Source organism: Streptomyces sp. NK08204, assembly GCF_020400585.1.
In the GTDB taxonomy this organism is placed as follows: Bacteria; Actinomycetota; Actinomycetes; order Streptomycetales; family Streptomycetaceae; genus Streptomyces.
Genome location: NZ_JAINVF010000006.1, coordinates 20,850 through 46,972, shown reverse-complemented (window position 1 = coordinate 46,972; position 26,123 = coordinate 20,850). Strand labels below are relative to the sequence as shown.

The 26,123-nt window shown below is 71.1% G+C and carries 21 protein-coding genes and 1 pseudogene; 11 read left to right on the top strand and 11 right to left on the bottom strand.

The window, feature by feature from the left end:
• Positions 1–44 precede the first annotated feature (44 nt).
• On the top strand, positions 45–659 hold the full coding sequence (locus tag K7G59_RS11845) for a TetR/AcrR family transcriptional regulator (RefSeq protein ID WP_225833227.1): 615 nt from the start codon (positions 45–47) through the stop codon (positions 657–659).
• Between the two features lie 235 nt (positions 660–894).
• Here the strand turns inward: K7G59_RS11845 and K7G59_RS11840 are convergent.
• Positions 895–1,272 (bottom strand): annotated as a pseudogene (locus tag K7G59_RS11840) (helix-turn-helix domain-containing protein); the annotation flags it as partial.
• A 550-nt stretch (positions 1,273–1,822) separates the two neighbouring features.
• Positions 1,823–2,245: a secondary thiamine-phosphate synthase enzyme YjbQ gene (locus tag K7G59_RS11835; protein ID WP_225833224.1), complete on the bottom strand. Its 423-nt coding sequence runs from the start codon at positions 2,243–2,245 to the stop codon at positions 1,823–1,825.
• A gap of 173 nt (positions 2,246–2,418) precedes the next feature.
• On the opposite strand from K7G59_RS11835, the gene K7G59_RS11830 reads away from it, so the two are divergent.
• Positions 2,419–3,498 carry an NAD(P)-binding domain-containing protein gene (locus tag K7G59_RS11830; protein WP_225833222.1) on the top strand — a complete coding sequence of 360 codons (1,080 nt, stop codon included), beginning with the start codon at positions 2,419–2,421 and terminating at the stop codon, positions 3,496–3,498.
• 12 nt (positions 3,499–3,510) lie between these two features.
• On the opposite strand, the gene mltG is transcribed toward K7G59_RS11830, so the two are convergent.
• The gene (mltG, locus tag K7G59_RS11825) at positions 3,511–4,413 is read right to left on the bottom strand and encodes an endolytic transglycosylase MltG (RefSeq protein WP_225833220.1); all 903 of its coding nucleotides are present in this window, start codon (positions 4,411–4,413) and stop codon (positions 3,511–3,513) included.
• A 52-nt stretch (positions 4,414–4,465) separates the two neighbouring features.
• The gene (locus K7G59_RS11820; protein ID WP_225833218.1) at positions 4,466–6,268 is read right to left on the bottom strand and encodes an ABC transporter ATP-binding protein; all 1,803 of its coding nucleotides are present in this window, start codon (positions 6,266–6,268) and stop codon (positions 4,466–4,468) included.
• 116 nt (positions 6,269–6,384) lie between these two features.
• Between K7G59_RS11820 and K7G59_RS11815 the strand changes: the two genes are divergently transcribed.
• The gene (locus K7G59_RS11815) at positions 6,385–6,876 is read left to right on the top strand and encodes a MarR family winged helix-turn-helix transcriptional regulator (RefSeq protein WP_225833216.1); all 492 of its coding nucleotides are present in this window, start codon (positions 6,385–6,387) and stop codon (positions 6,874–6,876) included.
• Positions 6,877–6,948: 72 nt separating this feature from the next.
• Here K7G59_RS11815 and K7G59_RS11810 read toward each other — a convergent pair whose 3' ends face one another.
• The gene (locus K7G59_RS11810; RefSeq protein WP_308295019.1) at positions 6,949–8,559 is read right to left on the bottom strand and encodes a peptide-N4-asparagine amidase; all 1,611 of its coding nucleotides are present in this window, start codon (positions 8,557–8,559) and stop codon (positions 6,949–6,951) included.
• A gap of 162 nt (positions 8,560–8,721) precedes the next feature.
• Between K7G59_RS11810 and K7G59_RS11805 the strand changes: the two genes are divergently transcribed.
• Both K7G59_RS11805 and K7G59_RS11800 read left to right on the top strand, forming a co-directional pair.
• A complete protein-coding gene (locus K7G59_RS11805) occupies positions 8,722–10,248 on the top strand; it encodes a M1 family metallopeptidase (protein ID WP_225833213.1) in 1,527 nt (508 codons plus the stop codon).
• Between the two features lie 164 nt (positions 10,249–10,412).
• Entirely contained in the window at positions 10,413–12,437 is a 2,025-nt protein-coding gene (locus tag K7G59_RS11800; protein ID WP_225833211.1) for an N-acetylmuramoyl-L-alanine amidase, read from the top strand.
• 84 nt (positions 12,438–12,521) lie between these two features.
• Here K7G59_RS11800 and K7G59_RS11795 read toward each other — a convergent pair whose 3' ends face one another.
• Positions 12,522–13,004 carry a hypothetical protein gene (locus K7G59_RS11795; RefSeq protein ID WP_225833208.1) on the bottom strand — a complete coding sequence of 161 codons (483 nt, stop codon included), beginning with the start codon at positions 13,002–13,004 and terminating at the stop codon, positions 12,522–12,524.
• A 527-nt stretch (positions 13,005–13,531) separates the two neighbouring features.
• Here K7G59_RS11795 and K7G59_RS11790 point away from each other — a divergent pair.
• The 3 genes from K7G59_RS11790 (at position 13,532) to K7G59_RS11780 (ending at position 18,384) form a co-directional block, all read left to right on the top strand.
• A complete protein-coding gene (locus tag K7G59_RS11790) occupies positions 13,532–15,376 on the top strand; it encodes an ABC transporter ATP-binding protein (RefSeq protein WP_225833205.1) in 1,845 nt (614 codons plus the stop codon).
• A complete protein-coding gene (locus K7G59_RS11785; RefSeq protein ID WP_225833202.1) occupies positions 15,373–17,154 on the top strand; it encodes an ABC transporter ATP-binding protein in 1,782 nt (593 codons plus the stop codon). The genes K7G59_RS11790 and K7G59_RS11785 overlap by 4 nt, the downstream gene beginning before the upstream one ends.
• 759 nt (positions 17,155–17,913) lie before the next feature.
• Positions 17,914–18,384, top strand: coding sequence for a DUF5709 domain-containing protein (locus K7G59_RS11780; RefSeq protein WP_225833199.1), 471 nt, complete (start codon positions 17,914–17,916; stop codon positions 18,382–18,384).
• A gap of 131 nt (positions 18,385–18,515) precedes the next feature.
• On the opposite strand, the gene K7G59_RS11775 is transcribed toward K7G59_RS11780, so the two are convergent.
• The gene (locus K7G59_RS11775) at positions 18,516–19,310 is read right to left on the bottom strand and encodes a metal-dependent hydrolase (protein WP_225833196.1); all 795 of its coding nucleotides are present in this window, start codon (positions 19,308–19,310) and stop codon (positions 18,516–18,518) included.
• Positions 19,311–19,455: 145 nt separating this feature from the next.
• On the opposite strand from K7G59_RS11775, the gene K7G59_RS11770 reads away from it, so the two are divergent.
• Positions 19,456–21,969: an RNA helicase gene (locus K7G59_RS11770; protein WP_225833195.1), complete on the top strand. Its 2,514-nt coding sequence runs from the start codon at positions 19,456–19,458 to the stop codon at positions 21,967–21,969.
• A 19-nt stretch (positions 21,970–21,988) separates the two neighbouring features.
• On the top strand, positions 21,989–22,855 hold the full coding sequence (locus tag K7G59_RS11765) for an acyl-CoA thioesterase II (protein WP_225833192.1): 867 nt from the start codon (positions 21,989–21,991) through the stop codon (positions 22,853–22,855).
• 14 nt (positions 22,856–22,869) lie between these two features.
• Here the strand turns inward: K7G59_RS11765 and K7G59_RS11760 are convergent, their stop codons facing one another.
• Both K7G59_RS11760 and K7G59_RS11755 read right to left on the bottom strand, forming a co-directional pair.
• Positions 22,870–23,865 carry a DUF6397 family protein gene (locus tag K7G59_RS11760; RefSeq protein ID WP_225833190.1) on the bottom strand — a complete coding sequence of 332 codons (996 nt, stop codon included), beginning with the start codon at positions 23,863–23,865 and terminating at the stop codon, positions 22,870–22,872.
• 127 nt (positions 23,866–23,992) lie between these two features.
• Positions 23,993–24,406, bottom strand: coding sequence for a roadblock/LC7 domain-containing protein (locus K7G59_RS11755; RefSeq protein WP_225833188.1), 414 nt, complete (start codon positions 24,404–24,406; stop codon positions 23,993–23,995).
• Positions 24,407–24,497: 91 nt separating this feature from the next.
• Here K7G59_RS11755 and K7G59_RS11750 point away from each other — a divergent pair, with 91 nt between their 5' ends.
• On the top strand, positions 24,498–24,929 hold the full coding sequence (locus tag K7G59_RS11750) for a PPOX class F420-dependent oxidoreductase (protein WP_225833186.1): 432 nt from the start codon (positions 24,498–24,500) through the stop codon (positions 24,927–24,929).
• 9 nt (positions 24,930–24,938) lie between these two features.
• Here K7G59_RS11750 and K7G59_RS11745 read toward each other — a convergent pair whose 3' ends face one another.
• Together K7G59_RS11745 and K7G59_RS11740 are read right to left on the bottom strand one after the other, a co-directional pair.
• Entirely contained in the window at positions 24,939–25,541 is a 603-nt protein-coding gene (locus K7G59_RS11745) for an ATP/GTP-binding protein (protein WP_225833184.1), read from the bottom strand.
• A 33-nt stretch (positions 25,542–25,574) separates the two neighbouring features.
• Positions 25,575–25,901 carry a DUF742 domain-containing protein gene (locus K7G59_RS11740; protein WP_374114211.1) on the bottom strand — a complete coding sequence of 109 codons (327 nt, stop codon included), beginning with the start codon at positions 25,899–25,901 and terminating at the stop codon, positions 25,575–25,577.
• Positions 25,902–26,123 lie beyond the last annotated feature (222 nt).

Below are 26,123 nucleotides of genomic sequence, written 5' to 3'. Positions count from 1 at the left end.
AACCTATTGAATAGGTCGAGCGTTTCCACGGCTAGGCTGGCCCCATGCCGACCAAACGCAAGTACGTCTCGCCCCGGCGGGAGCAGGCCGCCGCCCAGACGCGTACGCAGATCCTCCAGTCGGCGACCCGGCTGTTCGCCGAACGCGGCTACGGGCGGGTGACCATCGCGGACATCGCGGCCGAGGCGGGCGTCTCCTCGAAGGCCGTCTTCGCGAGCGCCGGCAGCAAGGGCGACATCCTCAACGAGATCGTCGACACGGCTGTGCGGACCTCCGGCTACGAGCAGGCGATGCGCGCCGTGCTCGCCGAGCGGGACCCGGAGTCCGTGCTCAGGGCACTGGCCCACGGCACCCGGATGGGGAACGAAGGCATGTTCACCGTGCACGAGGCGATCCACAAGGCGCTGCCGTCGCACGAGGACGGCGAGGCCCTGTGGGAGCGTGCCACCGCCGACTACCGCGCCGCCCTCCGCGCCGCCGCACACCATCTGCACACCCTGGCACCGCCCGCTTGCCCGGAGGAGGAGACGGCGGACCTCCTGTGGTTCTGGTTCGGCCCAGGCGGCTGGCGCACCCTGGTCGCCGAGAACGGCTGGCCCTGGGACCGCGCCGAAGCCTTCCTCCTCCACACCGCCCTCGCCACCCTGCGGACGCCGTAATCCCCTGTTGAAAGGCGGCCGATATGCAGGCCGCAGAGCTGCTGGGACTTGGGCACGGCCACGAAGTCGGACAGCTGGGCAAACGGGCGCCGTCGCCGACGTGGGACCGATCACCTTGCCGCTGGCCACTTCCAGGGCCGCGAACAAGGTGGTGGTGCCGGCGCGGACATAATCGTGGCTGCGACGTTCGGGGCCCCCGGGCATCGTCGGCAGCACACGCTGTGAACGGTCCGTCCACACACAGCACCAGGGTCTTTTCCGGCGGGTCGAGGTAGAGGCCGATCACATCGCGGACCTTGTCGATGAACAGCAGGTCCGTGGACAGCTTGGACGTCTCGCAGCGGTGCGGGGCCAGGGCGAAGGCACGCCAGATCCTGGAGACGGCCGACTGGGACATCCCGGTCGCCGCGGCCATGTACCGGGTCGACCAGTGTGTGGCGTTCGGCGGTTTCTGCTCCAGTGTCTTGACGATGACGCGCTCTACGTCGGCATCGGCGATCTTCCTGGGGACACCGGGCCGTGGCTCGTCGGACAGAGCGTCCAGACCGCGCTCGAGGAAGCGCCTTCGCCAGGTGCGGACCGTGTCAGGAGCAACCTTCAGCCGCCGCGACACCTCCGTGATCGAGCGCCTTTGGGCGCACTCCAGTGCGATCCGGCATCGCAAGGCCAGAGCTTGAGCCGTCGACCGGCGACGCACCCACCCCTCAAGCACAGCGCACTGGGCATCCGTTACCGAAAATGGCGGAATCTTCGGTCCACGACGATTCACACCAAACCAACAACGAACCTCTGACTCAGGTCACTAGAGGCGCACACGGCGCCCGAAGCGTCCGCTTCCAACGGCCCGGCAGGCCGATCCCTGGGGGCCAAACAGGGGGCCGAACGGAGCGGCCGAACAACGACTGACCCGAACTGAAACGGACGGTCCGGGACGGCGCACACGCAGGTCAGCGCTCAGGATCAAGGGCAATACGGTTCTGATCGCGTTCGGGACGAAGAGGTCGCGGGTTGAAGCGTCACCACCTGACCGCGCAGAGTCCTGGTCCGCCACTCGCGTTTGACTACACGATGACAGCCGCGTCAAGGAGGCGGGCACTTCTCAACGCTCCACGGGTCGTTTGGCGCGGCCGGGCCTGCCCATGCAGTCCCACCGAAGCGAATCACTAGCCGAGAAAGCTCAGCCGCACCTGACGGTTGGCATTATCCCGATTCGTGTCCACCAGGCAGACCGACTGCCAGGTGCCCAGTTCCAGTCGGCCGCCGATGACCGGAAGGGTGGCGTGCGGGGGCACCATCGCGGGGACGACGTGGTCGCGGCCGTGGCCGGGACTGCCGTGGCGGTGCTGCCAGCGGTCGTCGGCGGGCAGCAGGGCGTGCAGGGCGGCGAGGAGGTCGTCGTCGCTGCCGGAGCCGGTCTCGATGACGGCGATTCCGGCGGTGGCGTGCGGTACGAAGACGTTCAGCAGGCCGTCGCGGCCGGCCGCCGCCTCGCGCAGGAACTGCTCGCAGTCGCCGGTGATGTCGACGACGCGTTCCTGGGAACCGGTGACGAGGTGCAGCATGCGGGTGGTGAAGGCATCGGGCATGCCCCCATCCTGACCCATGCGCTGTCCTCCCCCGGCCACTCCACCTCGCCGGTTTCCGGCTGCACCGTCCGCCGTCACCTTTTCGGCTCGCATCGCCGTCATGTCCGCCGGCCGGGGACGGCAGTGATCCGGGGCAGGGGAAGATCCCCGCACGGCTCTGCGTTGGTAGAAGCGTGAACGAAACGCGCGAGGTCGACGTGATCGTCATCGGCGCTGGTCAGGCCGGGCTGTCCAGCGCCTATCACCTACGGCGCACCGGCTTGGAGCCGGGCCGTGACTTCGTGGTGCTGGACCACTCCCCCGGGCCGGGCGGCGCCTGGCAGTTCCGGTGGCCGTCGTTGACGTACGGCAAGGTGCACGGGATGCACGCGCTGCCCGGCATGGAGCTGACCGACGCCGACCCGGACCGGCCGTCGGCCGAGGTGATCAGCGAGTACTTCGCCCGGTACGAGCGCACCTTCGACCTGCGGGTACGGCGTCCCGTGGCCGTGACGGCCGTGCGGGAGGGAGGGGGCGGGCGGCTGCTCCTGGAGACCTCGGACGGCAACTGGTCGACGCGGGCGCTGATCAACGCGACCGGTACCTGGGACCGGCCCTTCTGGCCGCGCTACCCCGGCCAGGACACTTTCCGCGGGCGGCAGTTGCACACCGCGCAGTACAACGGCCCCGAAGAGTTCGCGGGGCAACGGGTCGTGGTCGTGGGCGGCGGGGCCTCGGGAACCCAGCATCTGCTGGAGATCGCCCCTTACGCTTCCGCCACCACCTGGGTCACCCGCCGGCCCCCGGTCTTCCGCGAGGGACCGTTCGACCAGGAGGCGGGCCGGGCTGCGGTCGCGCTGGTGGAGGAACGCGTACGGCAGGGACTGCCGCCAAGGAGTGTGGTCTCGGTCACCGGGCTGCCGCTCAACGACGCCGTCCGGCAGGGGCTGGCCGACGGAGTGTTGGACCGGCAGCCGATGTTCGCCCGGATCACACCGGACGGCGTCGAATGGGCCGACGGCCGGCGGGTGGACGCCGATGTGATCCTCTGGGCGACCGGTTTCCGGGCCGCGCTCGATCATCTGACACCGCTGCGGCTGCGCGAGCCGGGCGGCGGGATCCGGGTCGAGGGGACCCGCGCGGTCGCCGATCCGCGTGTCCACCTCGTCGGCTACGGTCCCTCGGCCAGCACCATCGGCGCCAACCGGGCCGGGCGCGCGGCCGTACGGGACATCAGGCGGCTGCTGGCCGAGGAGCAGCCGGTCGCCGCATGACGCCCCGCAGGCTCAGCGGGCGGGCGAACCCTGCGGTGCCGGAGACGGCGCAGTCCGCGCGCCGGGGCTCGCGCCCTTCGGTTGCCCGTCGCCCTGGTGCAGGGCGTTGAACTCCGCCACGTTGCGCAGGTGGGTCGCGTGGTCGGAGGTGAAGCGGGTGTCGCCCGGCTTGACGGTGACGAAGTACAGCCAGTCGCCCCGTGGCGGACTGATCGCGGCGCGCATCGCCTCCGCGCCGGGGTTGTCGATCGGCGTGGGCGGCAGTCCCATGCGCTGATAGGAGTTGTAGGGGCTCTCGATGCGGGTGTCGTCCGTGCTGGCACCGAGGGTGTTGCGGTTCAGCGCGTAGTTGACGGTGGAGTCCATCTGGAGCGGCATGCCGCGCTCGAGCCGGTTGAGGACGACCCTGGCCACCTTCCCCATGTCGGCCTTCGCGTCGGCCTCGGCCTGGACGAGGCTGGCGATGGTGACGAGCTGGTAGACGTTCATGGCGTTGCGCTGTGCCCCGGCCGCGACGGGCGCGCCGTAGAACTGCTTGTTCGCGGTGTCGACCATGAAGCGCAGCACCGACGCGGGAGTCGCGTCCTTGCCGATGGGATAGGTCGCCGGGAAGAGGTACCCCTCCGGGTTGCCCTTGGCGTCGTCCGGGAGTTTCAGGCCGGCCTTGCCGACGGACTCGCGGGTGCTGCCCGGCGGCAGCTTGAGGGCCCTGTCGACCGCGTCGTAGACCTGGCTCGCGCGCCAGCCCTCCGGGATGACGAGGGTGACGGGCCTCGCTTCCTCGTGGCCGCCCCCGAGGGTCAGCAGCGGCACCGCCACGGCGGTACCGGCGACGACGGCGCCGGTCACGACGAGGACGAGCTTGCCCCGGCGCGTCAGTCGAATCGTGCTCCGTGGCGGAGTGTTCGTCAGCATGCGGGCACGGTAATACGCATATCGTCACAAACCTGGCATATTCTGCTTACCTTCAGCTTGTCGGCTCCAGTTGTGCGTCCCGGCGCACCAGGGCCGCGTACCGGCCGTCCAGCTCCAGCAGTTCCTCGTGCGTGCCGCGTTCGGCGACCCGGCCGGAGTCCAGGACCACGATCTGGTCGGCACGGCGGACGGTGGACAGGCGGTGGGCGATGGTGATGGTCGTCCGGTTTGCCGACAACGCGTCGATGGCCTCCTGCACGGCGGCTTCCGTGCGGGTGTCCAGCGCGCTGGTCGCCTCGTCGAGGAGGAGCACCGGCGGGTCGCGCAGGATCGTGCGGGCGATCGCCAGACGCTGCTTCTCCCCACCGGAAAAACGGTGCCCGCGTTCACCGACGACCGTGTCGTACCCGTCGGGCAGCGCCGCGATGTGCTCGTGGATCTGGGCGGCCCGTGCCGCCTCCCGCAGTTCCTCGTCAGTGGCGTCGGGCTTGGCGAAGCGGAGGTTGTCGGCGATCGAGGCGTGGAAGAGGTACGTCTCCTGGGAGACGACGCCGACGGAGCGGGCCAGGGTGTCGAAGTCGAGGTCGCGGACGTCGACACCGTCCAGGGTCACCCGGCCGCCGGTGACGTCGTAGAGGCGGGGCACCAGACAGCCGAGCGTGGACTTGCCCGCGCCGGTCGGGCCGACGATCGCGAGGCTGCCGCCGGCCGGGACGGTGATGTCGATGCCGTCGAGGACGGGGCCGCCCTTGCCGTCGTACCGGAACTCGACGCCGTCGAAGCAGACTTCACCCTTGACCTGGTCGAGGTGGACCGGTTCGGCGCGCTCGGTGATGTCGATCGGCAGGTCGAGGTATTCGAAGATGCGCTGGAACAGGGCGAGCGAGGTCTGGATCTGGACGCCGGTCGCGAGCAGGCTCACGGCCGGGCGGAACAGGCCCTGCTGGAGCGAGACGAAGGCGACGACGGTGCCGAGGGAGACCTCCGGACCGCCGAGCTGGAGGGCGATGCCGGCGGTCCAGTAGATGACCGCGGGCATCGCGGCCATGACGATCGTGATCACGGCCATGCGCCAGCGGCCGGCCATGTTCGATCTCACCTCGAGCTCGACCAGGCGCTCGGACTCCTCGGCGAAGGACGCGGTCAGCGAGTCGGAGCGGCCCATGGTGCGGCCGAGCAGGATGCCGCTGACCGAGAGCGACTCGGTGACCGTGGCGGCCATCGCGGCCATCTGTTTCTGCCGCTGGGTGGTTATCTTCTTGCGTTCGTTGCCGACCCGGCGGCTGATCCACACGAACGCGGGCAGCAGGACGAGCGAGACGATCGTGAGCCGCCAGTCGAGGGCGACCATCGCGGCGATCGTGGCGACGACGCTGGTGGCGTTGGAGACGAGGGACGTGGCGGTGGAGGTGACGGTGGCCTGCATGCCGCCGATGTCGTTGGCGATGCGGGACTGGACCTCGCCGGTGCGGGTGCGGGTGAAGAAGGCGAGCGACATGCGCTGCAGGCGGCCATAGACGGCGGTGCGCAGGTCGTGCATGACGCGCTGGCCGACGGTGGTCGAGATCAGCGTCTGGAGCACGCCGAAGACGCTGGTCAGGACCGCGCTGAGGATCATGCCGAGCGCGAGCAGGCTCAGCAGGCCGGTGCGGCGGTCGGGGATCGCGACGTCCAGCGTCTCCTTGAGGAGGAACGGTGTGGCCACCGAGACCAGCGAGGAGGCGCCGACCAGCAGGCCGACGATCGCGAGCCGCCCGCGGTAGGGACGGAAGAGCTTCAGGATGCGGCGCACCTGCCGGGGCTGTTCCATGGCGTCGGCAGGCGGGGTCCATGAGGGTTCACGGTCGGGATGCATGGGCTCCTACGGCGGTGAGCGGGCGCCGGCGCGGGGCCCCGGCCGACGACGACTTAGAGATCGTAGCTCATTGTTACCTATACTCACAATGAACGGCATCCTGATATTGTTCCCGCATGACCACCCCCGACCCCGACGGCCTGCTCGCCGAGCAGTTGCTGCGGCTCACCCGCCGGGTGCACCGCATCCAGAAACGCCATCTGGAGCGGCGCGACCTGGGTGTCACCCCCGCCCAGTCCCGGTTGCTGCGCACGCTCGCGCACTACGGATCACCGCCGCGCATGGCCGATCTCGCCGAGCGTCTGGAGGTGGTGCCGCGGGCAGTGACGACGCTGGTCGACGGCCTGGAGGCGAGCGGCAAGGTGCGCCGGGCGGCGGACCCGGCGAACCGGCGGGTGACCCGGATCGAGCTGACGGATGCCGGGCGCGCGACCCTGCGTGAGCTGCGCGGCGCCCGCCGGTCGGCGGCCGAGGAGATACTCGCGCCCCTGACGGAGAAGGAGCGCGAGGTGCTCGGTGTGCTGCTGGACACGCTGATCGACGGGGACGCCCCCCACGGTCACGGGGACATCGCCAAAAGCTACGGGGACGCCCGCAAGAGCCGCTGACAGCCGTGCGGCCCCGCCCCGCCGAGGCGGAGAGGGGCCGCGCGTTCACCGGACCGCCTCGGCCTGCCGCACTCAGCAGCGGCTGCGGTCCTCCGTGAGCACTCCCTGGGCCGTGGCCACAGTGCGGTCGTAGCAGCCGTCCGACCCGTACAGCCGGTAGCGCTCCATCGAGGTGCCGACCGCGTGCCGCTGGTCCCGCGGCACGTTCAGAGTGAACGCGGCGTCACCGCTGTAGGTGTCGTCGAGCTGCGACCACGCGGTGCGCCGGCCGTCCTGCCGCTGCACGACCGTGGCCCGGTCGCCGAGGGTCAGCTCGGTGCGCAGCCGGTCGTCCTCGCCGACGGTGATGACGCCGTTCACCGTGTACGTCCGCTGGGTGTGCGACGTGCGTTCGGGGCCGGGTCCGCCGACGGTGACGGTCTCGTCGTCGGTCCAGGTGGCGTCGAGTCCGTCCGTGTTCTCGCCGTCGGTCCAGGTGTGCGCGGAGGTGTTGGCGAGGGTGCGGGTGACCGTGGTGGTCACACGGCCGTGCGAGGTGTCGAGGTACCCGGCGACGGTGAGCCGGTGCCCGGCCCGCGTGTCCACGCGGTTTTCCGAACCAGGCGTGTAGGTGGAGGAGTTGGCGATGTCGGTGACCCGGTGCTCGGTGAGCGCACCGGTGACCTGCGCGCGCTGGGCGTCCTGCCAGACCAGCACGTTCACGGGGGCGCTCCAGCCCGGCTGGCCCGCGGGCACGCCGACCACGGAGACCTCGACGTGATGCGGGCGGCCGTCGTCGAGCAGGCCGGCGTAGGGCGTGAGGTCGTACTCGATGGGCCGGACGTCGAAGGCGTGCGGGGCAGGGACGACGTACCAGAGGAAGGGATTGGACCAGCCACCGGTCCACACGTTCGGGTACGGCGAGGCGATGCCCGCTATTTGGCCGTCGACCTTGATCTGCACCTCGCGATAGGGGCCGTGGTCGGCCTTGCACGAGTACGACGCCGGGTCGGCGACGGTCAGATACCAGAACTCCTCGCAGCCGCCACCGGATCCGGTGGCGTACACCTCTGCGACGACGCGCTCACTGTTGCGCGGGGTGGTGAGGGTCTGGCCGTCGGGGGTGTCGGCGAGGGTCAGGACCCGGTCGGGGGCCGGGGTCCGCGGGTGGCCGGCATAGAAGGTCAGGGTGACGTGCACGTCGATGACGCCGGTGTAGGTGTCGTTGACGACGTTCCCGATCAGCATCTCGACGTCCTGCGCCCTGCGGAAGGTGTCGCTGTAGCGGGTGACGTCCTTCTCGACGTGCCAGGCGATGCCTTCCGGGGACGGCTCGGGCGTCGACGTACGCAGTATCTCGACACCGCCGACGTGCAGATAGCCGAGCCGGTCGTACTGACGGCCCTTCACCTTGCCGTCGAGTTGAAGCACGACCTTGCTCCAGTGGTCGCCGCATCCCTCGGGCGGGGTGTACGTGCCCCGGTAGGGGGTGAAGTCGCGGAACTGGGTGTCGGCCAGGGTGACTTCGCAGGACTCGGTGTGCGGCCGGTCGACGGGCGGCGCCGCGGTGAGCGGGTCGTGCCAGTCGGTACCGAACTCGGCCGGGATGTCGGCGGCTTGGGCGGCGGCAACTCCGGTGCCGAAGAGCATGCCCGCGAGGAGGGTCACCCCTGCGAGCACAGACATGACTATCCGTCTTCTCATGATCGGTGTTCTACGGGGAGCTGACCTCGGAGCGCAATGCCCGGTCCGGGCAGACTGCCGGTCCGGGCCCGCCACAACCCCGGTCGACCGTATTGCCCCATGCAGGCGCACTACATACGGACATCTCATGCGATAAGAGCACCTTGCTGACATAGTGCGGTCATGAAGATCACGACCGTCGGCATGCGAGCGGGGCGTACGGCCCTCGCTCTCGCCTTGGCCGGTGCCGTCGCGTTCACCGGTGCCGCCGTTCTGCACGATGTGCGACCGCGCCCAGGCCACGGCTCATCCGCCCCCGGCTCGGCCTCCTCGTCCGGCCCGGCACCTACCCCCGGTGCGCCGGGCATCGGTGATCCCCTGATGCCGCTCGCCGGCAACGGCGGCTACTCGGTCCGCCGTTACACGCTGGACTTCGACTGGCGGGCACCGCGGACACCCTTCGGTGCCCGCGCCACCATCAGCGCCACCGCCACACAGTCCCTGTCCCGCTTCGATCTCGACTTCGCCGGCAACACGCTGCACGAGGTCACGGTCGACGGCGCACCGGCCACCGCAGTACGCGACGGCGACGAACTCGTCGTGACGCCCGCCCGGCCGATCCCCCGCGGCAGCACGTTCACCACTCGCGTCGCCTACACCGCCGACCCGACCCAGCGACGCCACCGCGACGATGCGATCCAGGACTACGGCTGGGTGCCCACGCCCGACGGAACCCTGGTCTGCGCACAGCCAGACGGCGCCAGAATGATCTTTCCGGCGAACGACCACCCGAGCCTGCGCGCTCCGGTCACCTTCCACATCACCACCCCCGCCGGCCTCAGCGCGGTGGCCAACGGCCGGCTGGTGGGCACCGACCGGCGACCCGATGGGCGCACCCGGTGGACGTACGACTCCGAGCAGCCGATCGCCGCGCAACTGGTCCAGCTGGCGATCGGGAAGTTCGCGTTCGTGGACAGCGCCGGCCCGCACGGCCTGCCCGTCCGGGACGTGGTCCCCGACAAACTGGTCGAGGACACCGCGGCCTACCGCTCGCTCACCGCTGGCCACCTGGACTGGCTGTGGCGGCGGCTCGGCCCGTACCCGTTCGGCCGCTACGGCGTGCTCGTCGGGGACACGGACCTGCCGGTGGCACTGGAGACACAGTCGCTGTCCGTCGTGCCGAAGGACGACCTGCTGGGCGACCGGGTCGACGCCGAACGCAATCTCGTGCACGAGCTGGTCCACCAGTGGACGGGTGACAGCGTCGCCATCCGGCGGTGGTCCGACCTGTGGCTGAGCGAGGGGCACGCCCGCTTCTACGAACGTCTGTACTCCGAGGAGCATGACGGCGTCAGCCTCGAGGCCGCGATGCGGGCGGCCTACGCGCAGCACGACCAGTGGCGTCACGACGACGGGGCACCCGCCGAGCCCACCGAGCCGACGCTGTTCAAGGTGATGCGCTACGACGGCTCGGCGCTGGTGCTGTTCGCCCTGCGGGAGAAGGTCGGTGCGGAGACCTTCGACCGGATCGAGCGGTCCTGGGTGGCGACGTACCGGGGCCGTGCAGCGGGCACCCGGGAGTTCATCGCACTCGCGTCCCGGGTCGCGGGCGAGGACCTGAACCCGTTCCTGACGTCGTGGCTGTACGGGCCGCACACACCGTCCATGCCGGGCCACCCTGACTGGCAGGTGGAACCGGTGCGGCAATGAGGCCGGCCCGCCGCCCACCCGGGAGGCGCAGTCGCTGCCGCCGACCGGGTGGGCTCGGCGGGAGCACTGGTCCAGGTCGGTGACGCTCGGCGCGACGCGGCGCGCCGGGACCGGAAACGTACGGGGGGTGAAGTGAAGGCGTGTCCGCCGAGATGGAGCGTGCGATGAGAAAACCTGCCCCACGCATGGCCAACTCCCTCCGCGGGCGCCGCCGCAAGGCGTACGTGATCACGTCCGCGGCACTGCTGGCGCCGCTGCTGATCATTCCGCTCTCCACCGTCGACGAGAGCCCGGACCGGAGTCTGCAGGACACCTTCGAGAAAGCCGCGAAGGCCTACCACGTACCGCGCAGCGTACTGATGGGTGTGTCGTACATGCAGTCGCGCTGGGACGCCCATCCGGGTGCCCCCAGCGTCGCCGGCGGCTATGGACCGATGCACCTGGTGGACACCGGCCGGGCCCGTGCCCCGGCACCGGCCCCCAGCTCGCCGGCACAGCACGGCGGCAACGCCCGGCAGCACGAGGACACCGCGGGAGCACCCGCCGCACGGGACAACGGAGGTGACGCCGCCACCTCGAACCGCCGCGCCGCACAGCCGGCCGAGCTGGGGCGCGCCGCGCAACTGCTCGACGTCCAGCCGGAGCGCCTGCGCACCGATCCCGCCGCAAATGTACGCGGCGGAGCGGCAGTTCTGGCGGACACACAGCGCCGACTCGGCAAGCCCCTGAGCGACGACCCGGCGGACTGGTGGGAGGCGGTGGAGCGCTTCTCGGGCACGCCCGACGTCACGTCAGCCGCGACCTACGCCAACGACGTCTTCGCGGTGATCCGGCGGGGAGCACACCGGATCACCGCGGAAGGGCAGGACATCACCCTGCCCGCCAGCCCCCGTGTACACCCCCGTGCCGCCCGGATACAGGGCCCACGGCGGTCGAAGGACGCGGAGTGCCCCGCCGAACTGTCCTGCGACTGGCTCCCCGCGCCGTACGAGGAGACCGACGACGGCGGGCACGGCAACCACGACCTGGCCGACCGGCCCCGGGACGTGGGGATCGAGTACATCGTCCTGCACGACACCGAGGCGACGCTGGCGAGCATGTTCAAGACCGTGCAGGATCCGACTGAGGCGTCGTGGCACTACTCGATCCGCTCCAGCGACGGCCACGTCACCCAGCACATCAGGACCAAGGACGAGGCGTGGCACTCCGGCAGCAAGTTCGTGAACGCCCACTCGATCGGCATCGAGCACGAGGGGTTCCTGCGACAGCCGGGCACCTGGTACTCGGAGCCGATGTACCGGGCCTCGGCACGCCTGGTGCGCTACCTGGCCGGGAAATACCGCGTCCCGCTCGACCGGCAGCACATCTTCGGCCATGACAGTGTGCCGGCCCCGACCGCCGAGGCCATCCCCGACATGCACGACGACCCCGGCCCCTTCTGGGACTGGCGGCACTACTTCGACCTCCTCGGCGCGCCGCTTCGGGCCACGGCCGGTCCGCGCAGCGACATGGTGACGATCCTGCCGGACTTCGCCACGCACAAGCCGCTGTTCACCGGGTGCGTGGCCGACGGTGAACCGTGCCCGGTGCACGGCTCCAGCGCCGTCCGCCTGCACATCGAACCGGACGACGACGCACCGCTCGTCCGGGACCCGGGCCGCAGGCCGGACGGCAGGCGGTCCACGGAGGACGTCAACGACCTCGGGTCGCGTGTCTCGGCCGGCCAGACCTTTGCCGTCGCCGGACGCAGCGGCGACTGGACGGCGATCTGGTACCAGGGCAGCAAGGCGTGGTTCAAGAACCCCAGGAAGCAGCCGACGGCCGTCGGTGCGGCCGGCCGGATGGTGACGCCGAAGGAGGGCCTGGAGGAGGTCCCGGTCTTCGGCCGTGTTCTCCCGTCAAGGGACGACCTGCCGGAGGGGGTACCGCCCCAGCCCGAGTCGCCGCTCCCGTACCGCTTTCTGGCGGGTCAGCGGTACGTGACGCAGTCCCGCCTGGAGAGTCCCTATGTCGCCAAGTCGTCCTTCGACGACTCACCCGGATCCGTCGTCAACGGCCGGGAGGGCTACTACGAAATCCAGTTCGGGCACCGGCTCGCCTACGTCCGGGCCGACGATGTGGACGTGGTGACGACGCCGACCACAGCGGGACCGCCGTCGGCGCACGAGGGCCGCCCGGCCCGGCGGTGACGTCGAGGGAGCGGGAGGCTGCCACCGGCCCGCCGAGGTGGTCGGACGCTCTCCGTCGGGCGATCAGGTTGTGCCGCTGGGCGATCAGATTCGCCCTGGCGACCACGACGGGATCGCGGGCCGGGTCGAACCTGCGCAGCCGAGTTCCATCCCCTTCCTGGAGACGCGGACGCAGGCCGAGATGCCGCTGCCGTGGTCCAGGTGCCACCAGATGCCACCACCCCGGTCCTCGCCCCAGGGGCGGGTGGAGTCCTGCGGCGGGGTGCCCGCGAGGCGGTTGCAGTCGATGGCGACGGCATGGTCCACATCGTGCCGGTGGTTCCCGTCCCACTGGTCCAGGTGCCCGTAGGCGCCCTCGTCGTGGACGTCGGGCAGCCGGGTGCCAGGGTCGGGGAGCACACCGCCGGCGCCGGAAATGGTGAACGCGCCGACCAGGTTGCGTTCCTCACCTGCTTGGTGGTCGGTGGTCCAGTCGTACGCCCGGTGTGCGCCGGCGAGATGCCCGCCGCGCGCCGGTGGCCGCCGTGCCAGGTGCAGAGCGCGACCGTGGACAGGGCGGGTCCTCACCGGCCCGACACCGCGACGACCTGTCCGGAGTCGGCGGGGATCCGCGGGTGGAGACGCTCGCTGACGCCTAGGATCCTCGTCGCGTCGGACGCGGGGGCACTCGATCCGGTCGGGTGTTGTGCCGCCTTCAGGTGAAAGCCCTCCGCGGCGGCGGTGCGGGCCGGGGCGAGGCGGGGGTGCTGCCGCACGCGGTGAGGGTCACGAGGAGAGTCCGGAAGGATGCCACCGCGACCGCCCCGTGCCGCACGCTGGCGATCTGCACGGGACCATGGTGGCCCCGCAACCCGATCGGCAGCCTTCCGGGCGTGCGCCGTGCCGGTCGTCCTGACGCGCCGTCGCCCTGGCCGAAACCGGTGGCTTGTGCGGGCTGCCGGAGAAAACCGATTGAAAATCACCACTCGGCGACGCGAACCTTTCACGGCGCCTTGCCGCGCCGCCTCCCGCACCGCCTTCCGCTCTGTCCTCCCTCCCTCTCTCCTGTCCCTTTCTGCCTCTTCCTCCTCCCTGACACGAGCCACTGGGACGTCATGCAGATTCAAGACCTTCCGTACTCCGACCCGGGCGTACCGGATACGCGTTCGGGTCCCCGTTTCCTGTGGTGGCTCGGGCGCAATCAGCTGGACGGGCAGGTGAAGTCGCTCGCCTGGGGCCTGCTGCACTTCGTCTCCGTCTCCGCCCTGCCCTTCTGTGTCGGGCACGCCGTCCAGGCGGTCGTGCACCGCTCCGGCACCCGGCTCGCCCTGACGGGCTGTCTGATGCTGCTGTGCGGTCTCGGCATCGCCGTCGGCGACACCTTCCTGCACCGCACCGCCGTCACGAACTGGATCACGGCCGCCGCCCGCGTCCAGCAGCTGCTGGCCCGCAAAGCGGCCCACCTGGGCTCCGCCCTGACGCGGCGGGTGGCGGCGGGTGAGGTGGTAGCCGTCTCCACCGGAGACGTGGAGAAGATCGGCTGGTTCGTGGAAGCCGTCTCCCGGTTCACCGCCGCCGCGCTGACGGTCGTCCTGGTCTGCACCGGTCTCCTCATCTACCAGCCCGCCCTCGGCGCGGTCGTCGCCGCGGGCCTGCCCGTCGTCGCCCTCGCGGTACTGCCACTGCTGCCCCGGGCGACACGCCGCGCCGACACCCAGCGGGAGAAGGCCGGCCGGGCCACCGAGCTGGCCTCCGACACCGTCGCCGGGCTGCGCGTGCTACGCGGCATCGGCGGCGAGGAGCTGTTCCTCGACCGCTACCGCCGGGCCTCGCAGGAGGTACGGCACGCGGCCGTGCGCAGCGCCCGCATGTGGTCACTGATCTCGGCCATCCAGGTGCTGCTGCCCGGACTGCTGCTCATCGCGGTCGTCTGGTACGGCGCCCACCTGGCGCGTCAGGGCCGGATCACGGTCGGCGAGCTCGTCACCGTCTACAGCTCGGTGATGGTCCTCCACTATCCGCTGCGGCACTTCGAGGAGATCGCGATGGCGTACTCCTTCTCGCGTCCCTCGGCCAGGCGGGCGGCGCGCGTCCTGTCCCTGGAGCGGGCCACGGCCGCCGACGGCTCCGGTGAGCACCGGGCCGAGATGCCGGGCGGGGACCTGTACGACCCGGCCACCGGTCTGCTCGCGCCCGCCGGCCTGTGCACCGCCGTGGTGTGCGGCGATCCCGACGCGGCCGGGCGGCTCGCGGAACGCCTGGGCGGCCACCCCGCCGAACCGGGCCCCTCGGTCCTGCTGGGCGGAGTCGCCCTGGACGAACTCGCGCTCGACAGCGCCCGCACCGCCGTCCTGGTCCAGGACAAGGACCCGGTGCTGCTGTCCGGCACTCTGCGCGAACTCCTCGACGTGCCCGCCTCCGGTGCCGTACGGGCCGCGGACGCGCTGGCCGCCGCGCAGTGCGGGGACGTCCTGGATGCACTCGTGCAGGGATCACTGGACGCCGCCGACCCGCTGGACGCCCGCATCACCGAGCGGGGCCGGTCCCTGTCGGGCGGCCAGCGCCAGCGGCTCGCACTGGCCCGGTCGCTGATCACCGACCCGGAGGTGCTGGTCCTGGACGAGCCGACCTCCGCGGTCGACTCGCACACCGAGGCACGGATCGCGGACGGGCTGCGGCGGCTGCGGTCGGGACGGACGACAGTGGTGTTCACCTCCTCTCCGCTGCTGCTGGACCGCGCGGACCGGGTCGCCCTCGTCCACGAGGGCGAGGTCGTGGCGGTCGGCGCGCACCGCGAGCTGACCGACACCGAGCCGCGGTACCGAGCCGTGGTGACACGCGAGACCGACGACGAACTGGGCAGGGCCGCGGTAGACGGGGGCAGGGCCGGGGCCGGAACCGACGGGAACGCCTTGGTGGGCGCTCCGCAGACCGTCGAAGAGATCGAGGAAAGCGCATGATCGGCGTTGCGCCACCGGCGTACGACCCGGCCGCCCCGACGACCGCCACCACCCTGCCCGTGGGCGCGGCCTCGACCGTGCGCGCCTACGTGGCCGAGCTGTTCCGCCGGCACCGCCGGGCCTTCCTGCTCCTCATCGCCGTCAACACGGTCGCCGTGATCGCCTCGATGGTGGGCCCCTACCTGCTCGGCGGCCTCGTCGCCCGTGTCTCCGACGGCGCGCGGGAACTGCGTCTCGGCCCCACCGTCGGGCTGTTCACGCTCGCGCTGGCCGTGCAGGCCGTGTTCGTCCGGCAGGTGCGGCTGCGCGGCGCGATGCTCGGTGAGCGGATGCTGGCCGACCTGCGGGAGGACTTCCTGGTCCGCTCGGTGGGGTTGCCGCCGGGCGTGCTGGAGCGGGCGGGCACCGGCGACCTGCTCTCGCGCATCACCACCGACATCGACCGGCTGGCCAACGCCATGCGGGAGGCGGTGCCTCAGCTGGCCATCGGCGTCGTGTGGGCCCTGCTGCTGCTCGGCGGGCTGGTCGTGACGGCCCCACCGCTGGCCGCCGCCGTGCTGATCGCGGTGCCGGTGCTGGTGGCGGGGGGCCGCTGGTACTTCAAGCGGGCGCCGTCCGGCTACCGCTCCGAGGCCGCCGGATACGCCGCCGTCGCCGCCGCGCTCGCCGAGACCGTCGATGCAGGTCACACCATCGAGGCGCACCGCCTCGGCGCCCGGCGCATCGCGCTGTCGGAGCGGCGGATCAAGGAGTGGACCGCCTGGGAGCGGTACACCCTGTGGCTGCGGTCCGTGCTCTTCCCGGTGATCAACGCCGTCCACGTCCTCGTGCTCGGCTCGGTCCTGATGGTGGGCGGCGTCTTCGTATTGCGGGGCTGGATCGGGGTCGGTCAGCTGACGACGGGCGCCCTGATCGCACAGATGCTCGTCGACCCCGTCAACCTGATCCTGCGCTGGTACGACGAGGTGCAGGTCGCCCAGGTCTCGCTGGCCCGCCTCGTCGGCGTGCGGGACATCGAGCCGGACGCCGGGGACGACGCGCTGTCCCCCGACGGACGGGACATGCACGCCGATGGTGTGCACTTCGGCTACCGGGAGGGCGTCGACGTGCTGCGCAAGGTGTCCCTTCAGGTCGCCCCGGGCACCCGGCTGGCCCTGGTCGGCCCCTCCGGTGCGGGCAAGTCCACGCTGGGCAGGCTCCTCGCCGGCATCTACGCACCTCGCGACGGCCGGATCACCCTGGGCGGCACCGAACTGTCCCGGATGCCGGCGGAACGCGTCCGCTCCCACGTCGCCCTCGTCAACCAGGAACACCACGTCTTCGTCGGCTCCCTGCGCGACAACCTCCTGCTGGCCCGCACGGGCGCGACCGACGCGGAGCTGTGGGCGGCCCTGGGCGCGGTCGACGCGGACGGGTGGGCGCGGGCACTGGATGACGGCCTGGACACCGAGGTCGGCTCCGGCGGGCTGATGCTCACCCCGGCGCAGGCCCAGCAGATCGCGCTGGCCCGGCTGGTCCTGGCCGATCCGCACACGCTGGTCCTCGATGAGGCGACCTCCCTTCTCGACCCGCGCGCGGCACGCCACCTGGAACGCTCCCTGGCCCGGGTCCTCGACGGCCGCACCGTCGTCGCCATCGCCCACCGCCTGCACACCGCCCACGATGCCGACGTGATCGCCGTGGTGGAGAACGGCCGCATCAGCGAACTGGGCAGTCACGAGGAGCTGGTCGCGGCGGACGGCCCCTACGCAGCCCTCTGGCGGTCGTGGCACGGCTGACCGGGCGGCGTCGGAACCGTGGGCCGGGGCATCCATGCCCAGCACGGCGTCGGCGAGGCCGCCATGGTGGGCACGAGGGCCCCGACGGCGCCGACGGAGGAGCCCGCCGGGTGCTCGAAGCGTCCCGCTCAGTGCGCGGCGCGGGTTCGCCACGGGGCGGAGCAGCCCGCCCAGGACTCGCCTCATGTCCGCCGCGGGGTGGGGCGTGCGGCTCGCAGCTCGGGGTGTACCGCCCACAAGGCGTGCGCCGCTCAGGGCTCCGGCCTTGCCGCCCCGGGCTGGGGAGGTCCCCCCTCGGAGCCGGGGTGCTCGGCACCGGAGACGCGGGGGGCGGGTGCGGTCGAGGCCTCGTCGCGTCCGTTTCGCCGCGCGTGGCCGGTGCGCTGGTGCCTGCCCGGCGCCGTCGACGCGGCCCATGCCGGTGGCAGAGCCGGCGCGCCTGGCCCGTCTCCCGCACTCTCCGGGCTCTCGGCAACGGCCGTGACCACCGCACCGGCCCTGCCCACCGCGCTGCCCGTACCCGCCGCACAGTCCGTACCCACGACGCCGGCCATACCCCGGAGGGGCGGCGCAGGCTCGGGCCAGGAGTCGTGCCGTTGCGCAGTCCCGAACTGGGGTGGAAGGCTGGAAAGCGGCACCGGCTCGGGGAGCGCCCGGGAACTGTTCGGTTCGCGCCGCGTGAAACCCTTGGCGAGCGTGCCGACGACCTGCCTCCCGGCACCGGAGGTACGAGGCCGTCCTCACCACCTGGAGGTACCCGTGGACAACGCCGACGGATGGGGAGATGACGTCTACCAGCCTGATCCGTCCGAGATTCCGGAGGACTCGGGTGTGCTCGACGTGGAGGACACCCTGGACTTCGACGGCGTCGACGACCCCCTCGACCGGGGCTGGTCCCCTCCCGAGCGGCCGTGGGCTGTGGAACACGACGGTGTGACGGCGGCCGAACGCCACGCCGGGGAGACGCTGGACCAGCGGCTCGCCGAGGAGGTGCCCGACCTCGCTCCGATCGACAGCGACGACATCGGCGACTGTCAGGGCAGCGACGGGGAACTCCTGGACAACGAGGTCGGCAACCTCCGCTCCGGCCGCCTGGTCGCGCCGGACGAGGGCGCGCACGAGGACGAGGAGAGCGCGCTGGTCGCCACGGACGTCGGCATCGACGGCGCCGCCGCCTCCGCCGAGGAGGCCGCGGTGCACATCGTGGACGAGGACTTCCTCTCCGGCTGAACCCGCCGAGCCACCCGACCGCTGCCCGGCCGGCCGGCCGGGGAGGTGTGCCTCGCCCTGTCGACCGCACCCGGTGAGCAGAGCGTCGAGTGGGGCGCTGCAGGTCGGGCAGCCCGGTCGCAGGCGGCGGGTCAGATCACGTTGAGGGCCGCCGCGCAGCCCACTCCGCCGAGCAGCATGAACGCCGGCATCAGAACCTTCAGCTCGACCCAGCTGCCTGCCCGGAACCGCATCCCCTTCGGCGGCCCCACCGGATACCAGCGCTTGCGGCCCACGGGGATCGGCCACAGGATCGGGCAGCCGGAGACGGTCAGCGCGTCCCCGATGTCGTGCACCAGCGCGCCCAGGACGACCGGCAGCCCCAGCCACACGTACTCCTGTCCGGGCGCGGTGAACAGCCAGCCGGCGCCGTTGCCCGGCTTGTCCAGCACCCCGGCGAGGATCCACGCGCTGGTCGCCGCGAGCAGCCAGACCAGGATGTCGCTGCTGGAGCCCCGCGCCGCCCGCCACAGCAGACCCTCGATCGCCAGCACCATGTGCGCGAAGAGAATCGCCAGCACCCCCCACCGGCCACCGGTGACGGCCACCGCCGAGCTGCCGGCCCCGATGAGGACCGCCCACAGCCAGGTGTGGGTCAGCGTTCGGTGCCCGCCGGAGCGACGCGGGTCGCCCTTCTTCCTGGTGGCCTTGTAGACGGCGTACGACAGCTTGTCCACGATCTCGCAGAGCCAGCGCGACAGGGGCCCGAAGGCGCGCGAGATGGTGGCCGCCTTGTGGTCCAGGTCCGGGGCGAGGGCCGCACCGGCGCAGATCAGGGCACCGACGAGGAGGACCGGCCACGGCATCGCGTGTCCGGCCGCCGCGGCTGCTGCTCCGACACCGAGCCAGGCAGCGGCCCCCGACAGTGAGTGTGCTGGTCCCATCATGGCCGCTTCCCGCCCCATTCCTCGTGTGCCGCTGTCCAGTTGCCCCGGTGCGCTGACGCTTTGTCGGCGACACAGCGTAGCTGCCGTGATCTTCGTATCCGCAGCCGATTCCCCTCTCGGGGACGAGGCCAGGCAAGATGGGTCCGTGACCCTCATCGATCAGCTGCCGCCGACCGCCGACCCCGACGCCCTGTACGAAGCCTTCGAGTCGTGGGCGCTGGAGCGCGGGCTCACCCTCTACCCGCACCAGGAGGAGGCGCTGATCGAGGTGGTCTCCGGGGCGAACGTGATCGTCTCGACGCCCACCGGCTCCGGCAAGAGCATGATCGCCGCGGGCGCGCACTTCGCCGCCCTGGCCCGGGACGAGGTCACCTTCTACACGGCGCCGATCAAGGCGCTGGTGTCGGAGAAGTTCTTCGAGCTGTGCAAGCTCTTCGGCACCGAGAACGTCGGCATGCTCACCGGTGACGCCTCGGTCAACGCGGACGCGCCGGTGATCTGCTGCACCGCCGAGGTGCTGGCGTCCATCGCGCTGCGTGACGGCAAGGACGCGGACGTCGGCCAGGTCGTGATGGACGAGTTCCACTTCTACGCGGAGGGCGACCGCGGCTGGGCCTGGCAGATCCCGCTGCTGGAACTCCCCCAGGCACAGTTCATCCTGATGTCGGCCACTTTGGGCGATGTGTCCTTCTTCGAGAAGGACCTCACCCGCCGCACCGGCCGTCCCACCTCGGTGGTCCGCTCGGCGACCCGCCCGGTGCCGCTGTCCTACGAGTACAAGCTGACCCCGCTCACCGAGACCCTCACCGACCTGCTGGAGAGCAAGCAGGCGCCCGTCTACATCGTGCACTTCACGCAGGCGCAGGCCGTGGAGCGGGCGCAGGCCCTGATGAGCATCAACATGTGCTCGCGCGAGGAGAAGGACCTGATCGCCGAGCTGATCGGCAACTTCCGCTTCACCACCAAGTTCGGCCGCAATCTCTCCCGCTACGTCCGCCACGGCATCGGCGTGCACCACGCCGGCATGCTGCCGAAGTACCGGCGCCTGGTGGAGAAGCTGGCGCAGGCCGGCCTGCTGAAGGTCATCTGCGGCACGGACACGCTCGGCGTCGGCGTCAACGTGCCCATCCGGACGGTGATGTTCACGGCCCTGACCAAGTACGACGGCAGCCGGGTGCGCACGCTGCGGGCCCGTGAGTTCCACCAGATCGCGGGCCGGGCCGGCCGGGCCGGGTTCGACACGGCGGGGCTCGTGGTCGCGCAGGCGCCCGAGCACGTCATCGAGAACGAGAAGGCCCTCGCCAAGGCGGGCGACGACCCGAAGAAGCGCCGCAAGGTCGTACGCAAGAAGGCGCCGGAGGGTTTCGTCGGCTGGACGGAGAACACCTTCGAGAAGCTCATCGCGTCCGAACCCGAGCCGCTCACCTCGCGCTTCCGGGTCACGCACACGATGCTGCTGTCGGTGATCGCCCGGCCGGGCAATGCCTTCGAGGCGATGCGCCATCTGCTGGAGGACAACCACGAGCCGCGCAGGCAGCAGTTGCGGCACATCCGTCGCGCGATCGCGATCTACCGCTCGCTGCTGGACGGCGGGATCGTGGAGAAGCTCGACAAGCCGGACGCCGAGGGCCGCATCGTCCGGCTTACGGTCGACCTCCAGCAGGACTTCGCGCTGAACCAGCCGCTGTCCACGTTCGCGCTCGCCGCGTTCGAGCTTCTCGACCCGGAGTCGCCGTCCTACGCCCTCGACATGGTGTCGGTGGTGGAATCCACGCTGGACGACCCGCGTCAGATCCTCGTCGCCCAGCAGAACAAGGCGCGCGGCGAGGCCGTCGCCGCGATGAAGGCAGACGGTGTCGAGTACGAGGAGCGCATGGAGCGCCTCCAGGACATCACCTACCCGAAGCCGCTGGAGGAGCTGCTCTTCCACGCGTACAACACCTACCGCAAGAGCCACCCCTGGGTCGGCGACCATCCGCTGTCGCCGAAGTCGGTCATCCGGGACATGTACGAACGGGCGCTTTCCTTCACCGAGTTGGTGTCCTTCTACGAGCTGGCCCGCACCGAGGGCATCGTGCTGCGCTACCTGGCCAGCGCCTACAAGACCCTCGACCACACGATCCCCGACGACCTGAAGTCCGAGGACCTGCAGGACCTGATCGAGTGGCTCGGCGAGATGGTGCGCCAGGTGGACTCCAGCCTGCTGGACGAGTGGGAGCAGCTGGCCAACCCGGAGGAGATGACCGCCGAGGAGGCACAGGAGAAGGCTGACGAGGTCAAGCCCGTCACCACCAACGCGCGTGCCTTCCGGGTCCTGGTCCGCAACGCGATGTTCCGCCGGGTGGAGCTCGCGGCCCTGGATCAGGTGGAGGAACTGGGTGAGATGGACGCCGAGTCCGGCTGGGATGCCGATGCCTGGGGCGAGGCGATGGACAAGTACTGGGACGAGTACGAGGGCCTCGGCACCGGACCCGACGCCCGCGGGCCCAAGCTGCTGGTCATCAAGGAGGAGCCGGAGAACGGTCTGTGGCGCGTCCGCCAGATCTTCGACGACCCGAACAACGACCACGACTGGGGTATCAGCGCCGAGGTCGACCTGGCCGCCTCCGACGCCGAGGGCCGTGCGGTCGTGCGCGTCACCGACGTGGGCCAGCTGTGAACGGGGGCGAGAGTCACCCATGACGAACCCGGCCGAGAGGCTGGTCGAACTGCTCGACCTGGAGCAGATCGAGGTCAACATCTTCCGTGGCCGCAGTCCGCAGGAGTCCTTGCAGCGGGTCTTCGGCGGCCAGGTGGCCGGCCAGGCGCTGGTCGCCGCCGGGCGCACCACCGACAGCGACCGTCCCGTGCACTCGCTGCACGCGTACTTCCTGCGCCCGGGCCGGCCGGGCGTGCCGATCGTGTACCAGGTGGAGCGGGTCCGCGACGGGCGCTCCTTCACGACGCGCCGGGTCACGGCCGTGCAGCAGGGCCGCACGATCTTCAATCTGACCGCCTCCTTCCACAAGGCTGAGCAAGGACCGTTCGAGCACCAGCTGCCGCCGGCCCGTGAGGTGCCGGACCCGGAGTCGCTGCCGACGGTGGCCGAGGAGATCAGTGAACATCTGGGTGCGCTGCCGGAGCAGTGGCAGCGGATGGCGCGCCGCCAGCCCTTCGACATCCGTTATGTCGACCGGCTGCGCTGGAACGCCGAGGACGTCCAGGGAGCCGAGCCGCGCAGCGCCGTCTGGATGCGTGCGGTCGGGCCGCTCGGCGACGACCCGCTGGTGCACACGTGCGCCCTGACCTACGCCAGCGACATGACCTTGCTGGACGCGGTCCGGATCCCGGTCGAACCTCTGTGGGGACCGCGGAACTTCGACCTGGCGTCGCTGGATCACGCGATGTGGTTCCACCGGCCGTTCCGCGCGGACGAGTGGTTCCTGTACGACCAGGAGTCCCCGATCGCCACCGGCGGGCGCGGTCTGGCCCGCGGGCGCATCTACGACCAGCGGGGACGTCTGCTCGTCTCTGTCGTCCAGGAGGGCCTCTTCCGAGCCCTGTAGCTGGGCCCGGTCGTTCAGATCTGCGCGGGGCCGAGACGTCTGCGGCGCAGCCATGACCGCAGGCCGCGATGACGTCGGGGCGCTCCCGGCTCCGGCTCATGGTGTCGGGGCGCCGGCCGTGGGGCCGGCCGTGACAGAGGCTCGACGTGTCGCGGAGCCGGCCGTGGCCCGGGGCGACCGTGGCGCGGGGCCGGGTGCTGCGGGGCGGGGGCGTCGTACGGTACGGCAGGGCGTGGAGCGGGGCGGCGCAGGCGTGCCTCCCGCACCGCTTCCGCCAGCTCACTGCGCAACCACGCGATCTCGTCGGGATCGGCGGCCGTCATGATCTGCTCGGCGAGGAGTGCGGAGGGGGGCCCAGGCATGCCGTGGGCGGGCGGAGTGGTCCGGAAATGGTTCAACTGGGCGCGCTCGCATGGGTCCTTGACGACATCGGCGACCTCTGTGAGTTCGAGGAAGGAGGCGAGGGCGCCGGCGCGTTGCCACGCGTCCTCGGCCTGCCGGAGCAGGAAGCCACGGTGTCGGCTGCGCCAGTTGCGGGCGCGCAGGTCCACTCCGGTCTCGAGCTGACCGCGCACCGCTTCAGGCGTACGCCCCTTGAGCATGGGCGCGTTATCGGTATCAGACGCGAATTGCCGTAGCTCTTCGGCAAGGTAGAGCCAGACCACGGCCCGGTAGCGGCTCAGGTAGAACTTCACGGGCACGAGCAGGCCCACGCGGGCCAGCCGCGTGAACCTGCCGGCCGGAATCTCCATCAGCGCGGCGCCCTCCGCGGTGCCGACGATGCGCACCCGCTCGCGCAGGGTTCCGGGAAAGCCGTCCTGGGTGCGCAGCCGGTCGATCTCCGCCCGTTCGACGCGGCGGTCCCCGCCCCCGCCGTCGTCGGGCACGGTGCGAATCTGGCCGAGAAGGACCGCGAGGTCGAACTCACTTCGTTTGAGGGCAAGTTCGCGGGCTGCACGGCCGGCCGCATAGCTGGCGGGGCGGGTTGGGTCGAAGGTGCTTGCCGACATGCTCGAACTCCCCCGTGGAGTCGGTTTGCTCACGCCGTGTGCGTTCGCCGTTCACACACCGTAGCCGGTTCGCCGCATCTCGTGGCGAGCCTGTGGACAACTTCGCGGGGCGAGACAAACGGGCAGGTCAGACGTCTGTGGCGGGTGCGCGTTCGGGTTGCCGGGCGTCCACCCCGAGATGTTCGCCGACTCGGTTGACGAGCAGGGTCATCTCGTACGCGATCTGGCCGATGTCCGCCTCCGCGCCGCTGAGCACGCACAGACAGCTGCCGGTGCCGGCGGCGGTCACGAACAGCACGGCGTCGTCGTACTCGATCATCGTCTGGCGCACCCGGCCCGCGCCGAAGTGGCGTCCCGAGCCCTTGGCGAGGCTGTGCAACCCGGACGCCACGGCGGCCAAATGCTCGGCGTCCTCGCGGCGGAGGCCGGTGCTGGCCCCCGTGACCAGCCCGTCGTTCGACAGCACCAGCGCGTGCCGTACATGGTCCACCCGCTGTGTCAGGTCGTCCAACAGCCAGCCGAGTCCCTGGTTCTGCGCCATTTCCGTCTCCCCGTGTGACGTCTCCCCCTGACCGGAGGGTCTGTCCGCCAGCCTTCCCCACGACCGGCGTCCGGGCAAGCAGGATGGGCGTATGGCACAGAAGATGACCGATGAGGAATGGCGGGCGTTCGTCTCTTACGGCACCCGAACCGGCAAGCTGTCCACGGTGAGCGCCGACGGGAGCCCGCACGTGGCCCCGGTCTGGTTTCTGGTCGACGGGGACGAACTGGTCTTCAACACCGGCAAGGGGACCGTGAAGGGCCGCAATCTCACGCGTGACGGACGGTTCGCGCTGTGCGTGGACGACGACCGGCCGCCGTTCCACTTCGTGGTGCTGAGCGGACGCGCCCGGTTGTCGGAGGACCTGGCCGAGGTACGTCTTTGGGCCACCCGGATCGCGGCGCGCTACATGGGCGAGGAACGCGCGGACGAGTACGGCGCCCGCAACGGCGTTCCGGGTGAGCTGCTCGCGCGCGCCACCATCGACAAGGTGGTGGCCGTCAAGGACCTGGCCGCCGCCTGATGAGAGGCCTCAGCCCGCCGGGTCCCGGAGCCGGGCGGCGTGTGTCCGCCCGGCGTGTTCGATCAGCCGTATCAGCACTTCCTTGCCCGAGTCCCGGTCGCGTGCGTCGCACAGCACCACGGGAGTGCCCCGGTCGAGCGTCAGGGCCTGGGAGACGTCGTGGGCGCCGTAGGTGCGGGATCCCGGAAAGCAGTTGGCGGCCACGACGAACGGGATGCGCCGGTGCTGGAAGTAGCCGACCGCCGGAAAGCAGTCCTCCAGCCGCCGGGTGTCCGCGAGCACGACGGCGCCGAGCGCTCCCTGTGACAGTTCGTCCCACAGGAACCAGAAGGGGTCCGGCCCCGGTGTGCCGAACAGGTAGAGGGAGAGCCCGGAGCGGATGGTGATGCGCCCGAAGTCCATGGCGACGGCCGTGGTGACCTTGCGTACCGTGCCGTGCGTGTCGTCCGCCGGTCGGTCTGCCTCACCGAGCCGTTCCTCGGCGCGCAGCGCCCGGATCTCGCTGACGGCCCGGATCAGGGTCGTCTTGCCGGCGCCGAACCCGCCGGCGATGAGCACCTTCAGCGTCAGAGCAGACGTCTGGTCGCGGGCGTCGGAGTGGTCGGATGCCATGATCACTTCTCTCGGGAGGGCCGGCTGAGTCATCTACACCGCTCGTGATCCCTGGATGACCGCGCGTGGTGTCCGTGGGCCGGCAGGTGGTCTGGGGCGCCAGGCGGCAGAGGGTCGTGCAGCCCAGTTCCACGAGGTCGCGCAGGTAAGCACCCGAACCGCTCCGACCGGGAGATCCGCGTCCGTGGCCGGCTCGGCGGCGGACTGCGTCTGCGGACGGCACGGCTCGATCGGCCCGCGGTGTTCTGGACCGAGCGCGGCGCCGTCGCCGGTCCCCGGTGCGGCGGGGTCCCGGGTGACGAGCGCGACGAGGCCGAAGCGCATTCCTGCGGGGCCCGGTCGGGTATGCCCGTCGGCCATGGCGTACGGGTGGACCAGCGGTCGGCTCCGCCGTCGTGCCCCTGGGCGCCCGGCTCCGGCGGGCCGCCGGTCGCGTTATCGGTCATCGATGCCGCCTCAACGTGGTGACCGGCCGAAGGCGGCGTGGTCCGGTGTTCTATGCCCCGGGACGCTAGGGGGCACGGGCGCGCAACGAGGAGGCATTTCGAAATGTGTTGGAACATGGCGCAGAGACGCGATGGA

Coding starts and splice junctions, on each gene's coding strand:
- K7G59_RS11755 (WP_225833188.1), bottom strand. CDS start 24,406: ATGGCGCAGAACCAGGGACTCGGCTGGCTGTTGGACGACCTGACACAG.
- K7G59_RS11815 (WP_225833216.1), top strand. CDS start 6,385: ATGACCACCCCCGACCCCGACGGCCTGCTCGCCGAGCAGTTGCTGCGG.
- K7G59_RS11845 (WP_225833227.1), top strand. CDS start 45: ATGCCGACCAAACGCAAGTACGTCTCGCCCCGGCGGGAGCAGGCCGCC.
- mltG (WP_225833220.1), bottom strand. CDS start 4,413: ATGCTGACGAACACTCCGCCACGGAGCACGATTCGACTGACGCGCCGG.
- K7G59_RS11835 (WP_225833224.1), bottom strand. CDS start 2,245: ATGCCCGATGCCTTCACCACCCGCATGCTGCACCTCGTCACCGGTTCC.
- K7G59_RS11745 (WP_225833184.1), bottom strand. CDS start 25,541: ATGGCATCCGACCACTCCGACGCCCGCGACCAGACGTCTGCTCTGACG.
- K7G59_RS11810 (WP_308295019.1), bottom strand. CDS start 8,559: ATGAGAAGACGGATAGTCATGTCTGTGCTCGCAGGGGTGACCCTCCTC.
- K7G59_RS11790 (WP_225833205.1), top strand. CDS start 13,532: ATGCAGATTCAAGACCTTCCGTACTCCGACCCGGGCGTACCGGATACG.
- K7G59_RS11800 (WP_225833211.1), top strand. CDS start 10,413: ATGAGAAAACCTGCCCCACGCATGGCCAACTCCCTCCGCGGGCGCCGC.
- K7G59_RS11760 (WP_225833190.1), bottom strand. CDS start 23,865: ATGTCGGCAAGCACCTTCGACCCAACCCGCCCCGCCAGCTATGCGGCC.
- K7G59_RS11740 (WP_374114211.1), bottom strand. CDS start 25,901: ATGGCCGACGGGCATACCCGACCGGGCCCCGCAGGAATGCGCTTCGGC.
- K7G59_RS11805 (WP_225833213.1), top strand. CDS start 8,722: ATGAAGATCACGACCGTCGGCATGCGAGCGGGGCGTACGGCCCTCGCT.
- K7G59_RS11765 (WP_225833192.1), top strand. CDS start 21,989: ATGACGAACCCGGCCGAGAGGCTGGTCGAACTGCTCGACCTGGAGCAG.
- K7G59_RS11750 (WP_225833186.1), top strand. CDS start 24,498: ATGGCACAGAAGATGACCGATGAGGAATGGCGGGCGTTCGTCTCTTAC.
- K7G59_RS11820 (WP_225833218.1), bottom strand. CDS start 6,268: ATGCATCCCGACCGTGAACCCTCATGGACCCCGCCTGCCGACGCCATG.
- K7G59_RS11785 (WP_225833202.1), top strand. CDS start 15,373: ATGATCGGCGTTGCGCCACCGGCGTACGACCCGGCCGCCCCGACGACC.
- K7G59_RS11775 (WP_225833196.1), bottom strand. CDS start 19,310: ATGATGGGACCAGCACACTCACTGTCGGGGGCCGCTGCCTGGCTCGGT.